The following is an 11,338-nucleotide window of genomic DNA, read 5'->3' on the forward strand; positions in this document are numbered from 1 at the left end:
AATATCAATATTAAATTGAGACTCGCTGTAATACCTGAGGGTATTATCCTAAAGTCTCGGATCGAAAATCTAACATCTGATATCTAAAATGAAGGTTGTAATTGCTGAAAAGCCCTCCGTGGCGCGTGATCTGGCTCGAGTGATGGGGGCGAAGGAAGTCAAAGACGGTTATATCGCCGGCAATGGCTATGCTTTTACGTATGCTTTTGGCCATTTGGTTCAACTCTGTACGCCACAGGCTTACGGATACAATTCGTGGACAATTTCAAATTTGCCGATCATTCCACCAACATTTAAGCTGGAATCGAAGAAAGTGAAGCGTGATGGCAAGCAGATGGATGATACCGGAGCAGTTAAGCAACTCAACACCATAAAATCCCTGTTGGAACAGGCCGAAGAAATCATTGTGGCTACCGATGCGGGACGGGAGGGTGAATTGATCTTTCGTAATATATACTATTTTTTAGGTTCTAAAGTACCTTTTAAACGCCTTTGGATATCGAGCCAAACGGATAAAGCCATTAAAGAAGGTTTTGCCAATTTGAAAGCAGGTACGGAATACGATAGCCTGTATATGTCTGCCCGTTCACGTTCGGAATCGGACTGGCTAATCGGTATCAATGCGACGCAGGCCATCACCTTGGCGGCCGGGAATAAAGGATTACTTTCTTTGGGCCGTGTACAGACGCCAACTTTGGCCATGATCTGTTCGCGCTATCTGGAAAATAAAGACTTTAAACCCCAGGCATTCTATAAAATTCAGGCCGGTTTTGAAAAAGATAATATCAGTTTTAAGGCAACATCCAATAAGATCGATAAAAAGGATGTCGCCGAGCAAACCATTGCGCGATTGACCGTTGGTTCCAATGCTCGCGTGGCAAAGGTGGAAGCCAAAGAAACAAAAGAGCAACCGCCCTTGCTATTTGATTTGACATCGCTGCAACAGGATGCAAATAAGAAGTATGGTTATTCGGCCGATCAGACATTGAGTATTGCGCAAACACTTTACGAAAAGAAGGTCATCACTTATCCGCGTACGGGTTCCCGTTACATCGGTGAGGATGTTTTTGAAGAAATTGGCGCACTTTTTCAACATTTGTCGGATACCGCAGATGAATCCATCGCGTCGATCGCAAAAAATCTGATCGGCGCAAAATTGAACAAACGTTCTGTCGATGACAAAAAGGTAACCGATCACCACGCCCTATTGGTGACGGATGAAAAGCCGGGTCCCATGCTCAAAGAGCAACAGAATGTTTACAATATGATCGCCAAGCGCATGGTGGAAAGTTTCTCGGAAGTATGTGTAAAAGATATTACCACCGTGACAATTGATGCGCAGGGGGTTGAACTTATCGCCAAAGGTACTGTGATCAAGCAATACGGCTGGCGTCTTTCCGCGGAGCAGATCGAAGCGCCCGATGAAGATAAAAACAACGACGATCAGGATAATGAAAATGCGCAGTTACCGAAGCTGTTAGCCGAGGAATTATTGCAGATTCTGACCCTCGAACTTGCCGAACGTTTTACCAAAGCAAGACCCATACATACCGAAGCCTCCTTATTGAAGGCCATGGAAACTTCGGGAAAGGAAATTGAAGACGATGAAATGCGGCAGGCCATGAAGGACTGTGGACTTGGTACCCCTGCTACACGTGCTGCAACCATCGAAACACTTTTCCAGCGGGATTATATTAAGCGCGACAAGAAAAAACTGATCCCAACGGAAAAAGGACTTGCGGTATACAATCTTGTAAAAGATCGTTCCATTGCCAAGGTAACCTTGACCGGTAAATGGGAGCAGAAGCTGGAAGAGATGCGGGCCAATAAAGTGTCCTATGATGTTTTTATGAAACATATTAAAGACTATACGGCCAAAATTACAAAAGAACTGTTGACGTTGCGGATTTCTCTCGCGCAAGAGGAAGTTAAACCTCAACAAAAAGGAAAGATAAAATGTCCGAAATGTGAAAAGGGATTGATTTTGCTCTACGATAAAGTAGCCCAATGCGACCATTATGCCCGTGGATGTGATTTTAAGATCTGGCGAACATTGAATGGTATCTTTCTCGACGAAAAAGAGATGAAGAACCTGTTGGAGAAAGGAAAAACCTCCGAGTTTAAAGGGGTGAAAAATAACGAGGGTGCTATTGTTACTGCGCCGCTTGTATTTGAAAATTTTAAGGTTAACGTGGGATAAATTGGTTTACCCCACGTTGATCTTTTCAATTTTTACCCCCGCTGTAGAATATCCTGTAAAGCACTTGATATCGTTGGAAACCTAAATGTAAATCCACTATTCTCCAACTTTTCAGGTAATACCCAACGGCTTTTTAAAAGCAGCTCTGTCTCCGTACCAATTAAAGCAGCGCCTATTTCCAGCAGCCATTTGGGAGATGGTAGACCAATGTTACGGTTCATTACTTGTCGAAAAGTCGCCATAAAAGTCTTATTCATTATCGGGTGGGGGGCCGCACAATTGACGACACCATCCATATCTCCATGATCTTTTAAGAATAAAATAATTTGAAAAAGATCTTCAATATGGATCCAGCTAAAATATTGCTGACCATTTCCTTGTATACCTCCTAGTCCAGCGCGAACCAAATTTTTGAAAGGAAGGATAACACCTCCATCCGCACCCAAAACAATCGCCATCCGAAGTGCCACCTGTCTTGTCTTTTCCAATTTGAAGTCGAAAAAAGTCTTTTCCCATAATTTGGCGACATCAACAGAAAAACCTGTTCCGATTTCCCCCGAGCTTTCTGTCATCGGACGATCTTCGGCGTGCCGATAGATGGTCGCCGTACTGGAGTTGAGCCACAATTTTGGTGGATTGGTACAGTCTGCGATCAGCTCACCAAGAATCGTTGTCGTCTTTGTTCTTGAAGAAAATATTTCGGCCTTATTTTTTTCGTTATATCGACAGTTGACAGACTTTCCGGCTAGATTGATCAGCATCTCCGCATTTTCCAGTGCATCGGAAATACCAGATCGATCGGTCCAAAGGATATTGCCCGGCCGACGGCCAATGATGATAACCTGGTAGCCCAATGTCTGAAATCTCTCGGAAAGATATTGTCCAACAAAACCTGTTCCTCCAGCGATGACTATTTTATGCATGGCAAGTGTGTTTACAGTCCAGTTCATGATGCTACATCATTAATTTGATCAATTTAATTAATAAATCTCCCCCGCTTGTATTGAAAATCTTGTTGGCAATAGTTTCGAGTTGATCCGTCAGATTTTGGATGTCCTTGACCGTTTTATGGAATTCTTTACCTTCTGCCGTCTGATCCTTCTCGGTATTTCGGCTGATATCCTTTAGAACATCCATAACGGGGTCAAGTTCTTTTTGCTTACGCATTACCGCAATTTTCATGGCCCATTTTAAGACTTCTTTCTCGGCAACAAAATATTCTTTTCTGTCGCCGGCAATATGCTTTTTGTAGACGATGCCATAATCGATCAATTGTCGGATACTCATATTGGCATTGCCGCGCGAGATCACCAACTTGTCCATAATCTCGTCTGTAGACATGGGATTGCTTGCCGAGAGGAGTAAGGCATGAACTTGCGCAACGGACTTGTTGATTCCCCATTCAGAACCTAATGCTCCCCAGGTATCTATAAATTGCTGTTTTGCTTCTTGTAATTCCATTATGCTTCTATCGTGTCGTTTGCTAAATTTTCTCTATCGGCCTTTTTATCCGATCAGCTTATTCCCATTCTATGAATAGGTTGTATTAAAGTTATTCAAAGTTTTTGAATTTTCAAAAATTTCTGAAAATAAAATAAGTTTAAGCAGGCAAGTCACCATATCGTAATAAGAATTTGCTTTTCTTGCGGACTTTTCGATTTGTTTTAACTTTGCCTGCACTATGGCGACAACTTTGTATAATCCATTCAAACAATTTCAGTTTGATTCAGATATTTGTTTTTTAACAGGAAATAAACTCCAATCGGAAGAAGAATCCATTCAGGTGTTTCCTGTGTGGATGATGAAATCTTTTCAATTGGAAGATAAACCTTTTAAAATGCTGGATGAGAATCTGGTGACTTACAAATCGTTGAAGCTCCCATGTTCCATAACTGCAGCTGAAGCGATCGAGCAAATGGAACGTGCGGTAGAACAGTCTTTTGAACAAGGTTATGAAGCTGTCAAACAGTTGGATCCATTACTATTGTTTCAATGGATGACAAAAATCATCTATGGGGTGGTCTTTAATGAGATTCTTGCGGGAATTCAGCAGCAAAAAGCTTCTGGTGAAGCTATGAACTTTTCTCAGGCGCTTGCACAGCGTTTTACAAATCTGCATGCGATGTTGCAGTCGCTGGTTGTACCGATGGAGTTTGAAAATACATTCCCATTTTCGTTGGTTGTTGTGCCGGTTGAGAATGCACCCGATACATTTATGTATCGTGATGAAATCAATACCTTGATCTTTTCTATCCGTATGAAGGACTTTGCTGTAGTTGCCTGTCTTCAAGATAATGCTACAAACAATATTTATCACGAAGACATTCTCAAGGTTATTGCGGGCAAAACATTGCACCCCATCCAGTTTGAGGAATTGTGTGCACGCTATTTTTATTCAGCCTACTTATTTAATCGTCTACCAGATTATACCTATTTAAATACCCCGCAAAAAGTCTATGTTGAACCAATGCCATTAGCAGATATGTCGATGAAACCGATCTTTGATCATTGGCAAAACAAAACCTATGGCCAAGTTTTGGAAAATTTTTGGAAACCTTGGGGTTTGACCTTGTTCGAGATTATTAAAAATCCGGAGCATCCGATTAGTTTTCTTGTTGACGAAGCAGGAGAGTTTGTTACTGATATTGCTATGCCGCTCAATTAGATCAGGGAATTAAAATAATAAATTATCTTATTCAAGCGTTAAATGGTACGGTTATGGATGGGATAGGTTATGTATTTAGCAGGAGTCAAAACTCTTTTTTCAAGTTTACTTTTTATGGTATGGTGTGCTTTCGCAAGTGCACAAGTGGTTGCTAAGCGGGATATCCCTGCAGACAGTATTGTCCAGAACGTTGACGATTTTCCCTATTTCAAGGGCGGGGTGGTGGCCTGGTCCAAATTTATACAAAATAATCTGGATCTGTCCGGAACAGTCCGGGCAATGGACAGTGTGGCCTATGCAAAATACGGATCTCGGCAAACGGCAATTCTGAAGTTTATTGTTTGCGAAGATGGGACGATCTGCAATATTGAAATCGAGAATCCCGACAAAGTGAGCCCCGAGTTTTCAAAGGCTGTGTTGTCTGCTATGCGCAGGTCACCACAATGGATGCCTGGTCAGGTCAAGGGAAAACCAGTTAAAACAAGATTCAGGCAACCTGTTGTTGCTGTGATTGAATAAATTTAAAAAGTAAAAAAGTCGCTTAAATTTTCACCATTTATAAGATAGTATGTCATTTTGGGATAAAGTCAAAAAGATTATGAGTAGCGGAGCGGAAGAATCTTCGCCCGAAAAAAAAGATATAGAAATTACTGCTGGAGGCTCTACGGTCTATCGTTATGAAGATCAATCTGATGATAAGGATCCAAAAAACTTATTTCCGGAGGTTCAATGTGTTTATCTGGATGAGATTGAGGAGCATTTGACCAAATATATTGCCGAACCCGATATGGTGTTCCATGAGATAATCTCTGAGCTTGTTCATATCGATGTTCATTGGATTAAACCAAGTGCAAATTATCCATACCATATCTTGGTCACTTCGGGCATGAGTGATCTGGCCATGTCTGTTCCAGACGAAGTGGAAAACAAAGAGGCTTATGAGCGGGCGGAACTCATGGTTGTGTTGCCGGCAGATTGGAAGATCGGAGAAGAGGAATTTCAGGATGACAATAATTATTGGCCGGTTTACTTTTTGAAAAGATTAGCGCGGTTTCCACATGAGTACAAAACCTGGCTGGGCTATGGGCATACCATCCCCAATGGTATGGAAGCTGAAGATATTGCAAATACAAGTTTCGGTTGTATGTTGCTGCTTCCGCCGATGCTCAGTTTTGAAGAGGAATTTTTGGAGTTAAAGACCAAAGATGGTAATCTGATCAATTTTTATGCAATGATTCCCCTGTATAAAGAAGAGATGGATTACAAACTGGAGGAGGGTACAGATGCACTCTTAGACCTGTTTGATGAATATGGAATTTCCGAGCTGGTCGATATCGATCGTCCCAATGTCTGCAAAGGTAGGTAGTTTATAAAAAAATATGCAATGCGATGGGCTACTTTGCAGCTTTTAGCATTGCATATTTTTTAGGAAATACTCTTTTCTATAATTGCTATCGTTTTATCGATATCCGCATGGCTCACATTGAGGTGCGGTCTAAAACGGATACTTTTCTCACCACAACCCAATATAATGAGTTTATTTACATAGGCATTTTTGATAAATGCATTCCGTGTAGCTTCCGATTCGAAATCCACTGCAACGAATAAGCCCTCACCCCGTAAATTAGACAGCTGCGTTTTTTTCGCCAGCAGTTCCTGGAGCTTATCTTGTAGATAGCGCCCTTTTTCTGCCGCATTTTGAACCAGGTTTTCTTGCTCTATGACTTCAAGAATTAATTTAAAGCGGAGCATATCCATAAAATCGCCACCAAAGTTTGAATTGATACGACTGGATTCTTGAAAGACATGATGTTCCACCTGATCAAATTTTTCCTTGCTCGCCAGTATACCGCAGACTTGTGCTTTTTTGCCGAAGGCAATAACGTCGGGAATGACGTTATAATGTTGGTAAGCCCACATTTTTCCCGTAATACCCAATCCCGTCTGTACCTCGTCAAAAATTAAGAGGATCTGATTTTCATCACATATTTGACGAAGCTGTACGAAAAATTCCTTTCGAAAATGGTTGTCGCCACCTTCACCCTGTATCGGTTCAATAATAATGCAGGCAATATCGTTGGGGTTAGCCGTGATCGCCTGATGTATTTCCGAGACAGCTTTTACCTCCAAAGCAATCGTCTGATCGATATGTTCGCTTGTTAAAGGATAGCTCAATTTAGGATTGGTAATGCGTGGCCAGTTGAACTTTGGAAAATAAAGGTATTTTCTGGGGTCCTGTGTATTCGTTAATGACAGGGTATAGCCCGATCTACCATGAAAAGCCTGTTTAAAGTGAATGACCTGGCTGGCTTCCTTTTGTATTCCCTGTGCAAAATTAAGCCTTGTCTTCCAGTCGAAGGCAGCTTTTAAGGCATTTTCCACGGCGAGTGTTCCCCCCGAGATGAAAAAGGCATAGGGGAGTTCTTTCGGTATGGCTACACGGTCAAAAGTGTCGACAAAATCAGCAAACTCTTTGGGGTAAATATCTGACATGGCTGGCTTATTAACGGCCATTTTACCCAGGAAGTCACGTTGTTTGACCAAATGTGGATGGTTGTAACCCACGGCCATGGAGGCAAACATACTGAACATATCGAGGTATTCATCCCCATTTTCATCCACGACATAAGAACCATGGGATTTCTCCATATCCATAACCAAAGGGAATCCATCGGCTAATATATGTTTGCTTAATCTTTCATGTACGCTGCTCATAGTTTTGTGTGTAAATGGTTTATAAATCAAATTTGATACCTTGTGCCAAGGGAAGGTCAGTTGTATAATTGATGGTATTTGTCTGGCGGCGCATATAAGCTTTCCAGGCATCTGATCCAGACTCCCGGCCTCCGCCAGTCTCCTTTTCGCCTCCAAAAGCACCTCCGATTTCGGCGCCCGATGTGCCGATATTGACGTTGGCAATACCACAATCAGAGCCAGCAGCACTGAGAAATAGCTCGGCTTCCCGTAGGTTGTTGGTCATAACGGCAGAGGACAATCCCTGGGCGACGCTGTTTTGAAGTGCTATGGCCGCACTGATATCTCCTTTGTATTTGATTAAGTAAAGAATAGGGGCAAAGGTCTCATGCTGTACGATTTCATAATGATTTTCAACTTCGGCAATGACAGGCTGCACATAACAGCCACTTTCATACCCTTTGCCTTCAAGGACCTTTCCCTTGATCAGCATTTTTCCCCCTTGTGTTTTAATTTTGTCCAGTGCGTTTAAGTATGATTTTACGGCGGCTTTGTCGATCAATGGTCCTACATGATTTTTCGTGTCCAAAGGGTCACCAATTTTTAATTGACCATAAGCTTTTGTCAGTTGTTTTTTGACGTTGTCATAAATGTCCTCATGGATAATAAGTCTTCGGGTGCTTGTGCAGCGTTGTCCGGCTGTACCTACGGCACCAAATACAGCACCGATAATGGTCATTTTTAAGTCGGCGTCTGGAGTAACGATGATCGCATTGTTTCCGCCGAGCTCCAAAAGTGTTTTGCCAAGGCGTTGTGCTACGGTAACGGCGACTTCTTTTCCCATTCGGGTAGATCCTGTTGCAGAAATCAAGGCAATGCGGTTGTCTGCCGAAAGCCACTCGCCAACTTCCCTGTCGCCCATAATGAGGTTGGATATTCCCTCGGGCAGCCCGTTGTTGTGTAAGATTTCTGCAAGTAATTTTTGGCAAGCTATGGCACATAGCGGTGTTTTTTCGCTGGGTTTCCAGACGACAGTGTTGCCGCAGACCAAGGCGAGGGCGGTGTTCCATGCCCATACGGCTACTGGAAAGTTAAATGCTGTAATAATACCGACGACACCCAAAGGATGATATTGATCGTACATGCGGTGCCCGGGACGTTCCGAATGGATGGTATTACCATACAATTGGCGGGATAGACCCAAGGCGAAGTCACAGATATCGATCATCTCTTGGACTTCACCCATGCCTTCTTGGTAAGATTTTCCCATTTCATAGGAAACTAATTTTCCGAGAGTAGGTTTAAGCTCACGTAGCTTGTCTCCCAACTGACGAACGATGTCTCCTCTTTTTGGAGCAGGCAGTAGGCGCCAGTGTAAAAATGCATCTCCGGCATGCTTAATGACTGCTTCATAGTCTTTACGATTGCTACTTTTTATGTTTGCGATGAGTTTTCCATCGACAGGTGAAAAGGATTCGAATGCTTTACCTTCGGAAAACCATTGCTGTCCAGTTGATGATCCTAAATTTTGGGAAGATATTCCAAGTGTTTTAAGCGCTGATTTTATCATAATGGTTTATTTTATTCGTGGAATAGTTTAAATGTATGAAATAAATTTTTTATTGACAAGTTTGTTCTGAATATTGTTCAGTGAAAAATAATCGTTATCTTAGATAAGCTAATGTAGACTATATCATGATCAAACAGATTAATACCGATTATTACCAGGTGGACGATTTGTTGTCCGAAGAACATAAACTGATACGGCAGTCTGTCCGTGATTTTGTGAAAACAGAGATTAAGCCTTTCATTGAAGATGCGGCGCAGGAACATCGTGCTATTGCGGGTTTGATGCCTAAATTGGGGGCAATTGGAGCTTTGGGTCCTTATATTCCTGTCGAATATGGTGGGGCGGGGTTGGATCAAATTTCCTATGGCTTAATTATGCAGGAATTGGAAGCCGGCGACTCGGCAATTCGTTCGGCAGCATCGGTGCAATCCTCTTTAGTGATGTTTCCGATTTATACCTATGGTAGTGAGGAGCAACGTCGTAAATATTTACCGCGGTTGGCATCGGGTGAGTTGGTCGGTTCTTTTGGGCTGACTGAACCTAATCATGGATCTGATCCGGGTGGAATGGAAACGAAATTGACGGCAAAAGGAGATGGTTTTCTATTAAATGGAGCAAAGATGTGGATTACAAATTCGCCTATCTGTGATATTGCCGTTGTTTGGGCGCGGGATGAGTCCGGCAAAGTACGGGGAGTTATTGTTGAGCGTGGAATGGCGGGTTTTGAAACTCCGGAGACCTTGCATAAGTGGTCGTTGCGCGCTTCCAAAACAGGCGAACTGGTTTTTCATGATGTTTATATCCCTGCAGAAAATGTGCTTCCTGGCGTAAATTCAATGCGTGGCCCGCTTTCCTGTTTGAATTCGGCCCGCTATGGAATTTCATGGGGCGTGATTGGAGCAGCAATAGACTGTTATGAAACTGCGGTTCAATATGCGTTGGAGCGACATCAGTTTGAAAAGCCAATTGCCGGCTTTCAATTGCAGCAAAAGAAGCTGGCGGAATTTCTGACAGAAATTACCAAGGCGCAGTTGCTCTCGTGGCGTTTAGGAGTACTCAAGAATGAGGGGCGTGCTACTCCTCAGCAAATCTCCATGGCAAAGCGGAACAATGTGAATATGGCGCTACAGATAGCGCGTGAATCTAGGCAGATTCTTGGCGGAATGGGGATTGTCGGTGACTTTCCAATAATGCGACATATGATGAACCTGGAGTCTGTAGTTACCTATGAAGGGACGCATGATATTCATTTATTAATCACAGGACAAGATATTACGGGGCTGAATGCTTTTTCTTGATCATTTTCTTTGATCTAACACAGCCTCCACAGGGATTAACGCTATTATGATTTAGTGAATTTTTGTCCACTTAAAGCATAGTAGCGTTTGTGCTGGCTTTGCTATTGCCAAAATAAATCTTCGGTCCTTACAGACTTATTTATTCTTAATCTCGTGCCGTCCCGCTATAATGAACAATCCCCAAAACGGATAGCAGGCTAACGTTTTCATAAAAAATGCATGTTTAATGGCGATTTTGGTTGGATGCTGGGACACTTGTTGGGTTATTTATATAGCGTTATATTTATTCGTTTTTACTTAATTCTTCTTTAAGCTAGATTTTAATTGATATTTAGTTAGCTTTTAACTAGGGTTTATTAGCTAGAACCTAAGCTATACCTAAACAAACCTAAGTAAATCCTACAGCAGAATGAAAATTGATCAAGGTTTACTTTAGGCCAGTTCCGCCATCCGCTATTCCGCTGCGGTTGCGGTTCCCAACACATCCTATTTTATTATACCTATCCGAGGTATTAGAGGCTGCGGAAGTCTGTTGTTACGTCGCTTAGGTTCAAATTGTATACTGATTTGTAATTAACACCATTATAGTACCGTTTTAACAGGGGGTTAATAGGGGTAGAACCCCTGATAAACCCCTGTTAACCCCCTGTTATCCCCCTGTAATACCCCTATTAATTATTAACAAAAGTTGAACGAAATTGATAATAGATCCGGTGCGAAGCCTGCCTGCATAATATTTATGATTAACGTGGGTTCTCAGAAGGCCCATTCCGGACTAGAATCAGACATCCCATCCTTCCGATCACCTTTTTTACAAAAAGAATCTCGCACCTTTACAGGCAGTTAAGGGAAAAATGAAATAAATAAGAACAAAAGGCTTGGAAGTTTGTTAACAAACTCCCTATCTTTGC

Annotated in this window: 9 protein-coding genes; 5 read left to right on the forward strand and 4 right to left on the reverse strand. The window is 42.3% G+C overall.

The features are described from left to right. The first annotated feature begins 88 nt into the window (after positions 1-88). Complete coding sequence (locus tag AAW12_RS17595) at positions 89-2,200, forward strand: type IA DNA topoisomerase (RefSeq protein ID WP_046674940.1); 2,112 nt, start codon at positions 89-91, stop codon at positions 2,198-2,200. Positions 2,201-2,232: 32 nt separating this feature from the next. Here AAW12_RS17595 and AAW12_RS17600 read toward each other — a convergent pair whose 3' ends face one another. Next, a complete protein-coding gene (locus AAW12_RS17600) occupies positions 2,233-3,150 on the reverse strand; it encodes a TIGR01777 family oxidoreductase (protein ID WP_231585292.1) in 918 nt (305 codons plus the stop codon). Positions 3,151-3,154: 4 nt separating this feature from the next. Continuing rightward, positions 3,155-3,661, reverse strand: coding sequence for a GbsR/MarR family transcriptional regulator (locus tag AAW12_RS17605; protein ID WP_046674941.1), 507 nt, complete (start codon positions 3,659-3,661; stop codon positions 3,155-3,157). A gap of 220 nt (positions 3,662-3,881) precedes the next feature. On the opposite strand from AAW12_RS17605, the gene AAW12_RS17610 reads away from it, so the two are divergent. The 3 genes from AAW12_RS17610 to AAW12_RS17620 all read left to right on the forward strand — a co-directional run bounded on the left by AAW12_RS17610 (position 3,882) and on the right by AAW12_RS17620 (position 6,231). Further along, the gene (locus AAW12_RS17610) at positions 3,882-4,865 is read left to right on the forward strand and encodes a hypothetical protein (RefSeq protein WP_046674942.1); all 984 of its coding nucleotides are present in this window, start codon (positions 3,882-3,884) and stop codon (positions 4,863-4,865) included. Positions 4,866-4,934: 69 nt separating this feature from the next. Then, positions 4,935-5,384 carry an energy transducer TonB gene (locus AAW12_RS17615; protein WP_084823221.1) on the forward strand — a complete coding sequence of 150 codons (450 nt, stop codon included), beginning with the start codon at positions 4,935-4,937 and terminating at the stop codon, positions 5,382-5,384. A 79-nt stretch (positions 5,385-5,463) separates the two neighbouring features. Next, positions 5,464-6,231, forward strand: coding sequence for a suppressor of fused domain protein (locus AAW12_RS17620; RefSeq protein ID WP_053003784.1), 768 nt, complete (start codon positions 5,464-5,466; stop codon positions 6,229-6,231). A gap of 59 nt (positions 6,232-6,290) precedes the next feature. Here AAW12_RS17620 and lat read toward each other — a convergent pair whose 3' ends face one another. Both lat and AAW12_RS17630 read right to left on the reverse strand, forming a co-directional pair. Beyond that, positions 6,291-7,580 carry an L-lysine 6-transaminase gene (gene lat / locus AAW12_RS17625; RefSeq protein WP_046674945.1) on the reverse strand — a complete coding sequence of 430 codons (1,290 nt, stop codon included), beginning with the start codon at positions 7,578-7,580 and terminating at the stop codon, positions 6,291-6,293. Positions 7,581-7,599: 19 nt separating this feature from the next. Next, entirely contained in the window at positions 7,600-9,129 is a 1,530-nt protein-coding gene (locus AAW12_RS17630) for an aldehyde dehydrogenase family protein (protein WP_046674946.1), read from the reverse strand. Positions 9,130-9,254: 125 nt separating this feature from the next. On the opposite strand from AAW12_RS17630, the gene AAW12_RS17635 reads away from it, so the two are divergent. Beyond that, entirely contained in the window at positions 9,255-10,427 is a 1,173-nt protein-coding gene (locus tag AAW12_RS17635) for an acyl-CoA dehydrogenase family protein (protein WP_046674947.1), read from the forward strand. The last annotated feature ends 911 nt before the right edge of the window (positions 10,428-11,338 follow it).

Origin of the sequence: Sphingobacterium sp. Ag1, assembly GCF_000988325.1 — a bacterium.
Classification (GTDB): Bacteria; Bacteroidota; Bacteroidia; order Sphingobacteriales; family Sphingobacteriaceae; genus Sphingobacterium.

Excerpts from the sequence above, each read along its gene's own strand:
- AAW12_RS17595 (WP_046674940.1), top strand. The coding sequence starts at position 89 with ATGAAGGTTGTAATTGCTGAAAAGCCCTCCGTGGCGCGTGATCTGGCT.
- AAW12_RS17600 (WP_231585292.1), bottom strand. The coding sequence starts at position 3,150 with ATGAACTGGACTGTAAACACACTTGCCATGCATAAAATAGTCATCGCT.
- AAW12_RS17605 (WP_046674941.1), bottom strand. The coding sequence starts at position 3,661 with ATGGAATTACAAGAAGCAAAACAGCAATTTATAGATACCTGGGGAGCA.
- AAW12_RS17610 (WP_046674942.1), top strand. The coding sequence starts at position 3,882 with ATGGCGACAACTTTGTATAATCCATTCAAACAATTTCAGTTTGATTCA.
- AAW12_RS17615 (WP_084823221.1), top strand. The coding sequence starts at position 4,935 with ATGTATTTAGCAGGAGTCAAAACTCTTTTTTCAAGTTTACTTTTTATG.
- AAW12_RS17620 (WP_053003784.1), top strand. The coding sequence starts at position 5,464 with ATGAGTAGCGGAGCGGAAGAATCTTCGCCCGAAAAAAAAGATATAGAA.
- lat (WP_046674945.1), bottom strand. The coding sequence starts at position 7,580 with ATGAGCAGCGTACATGAAAGATTAAGCAAACATATATTAGCCGATGGA.
- AAW12_RS17630 (WP_046674946.1), bottom strand. The coding sequence starts at position 9,129 with ATGATAAAATCAGCGCTTAAAACACTTGGAATATCTTCCCAAAATTTA.
- AAW12_RS17635 (WP_046674947.1), top strand. The coding sequence starts at position 9,255 with ATGATCAAACAGATTAATACCGATTATTACCAGGTGGACGATTTGTTG.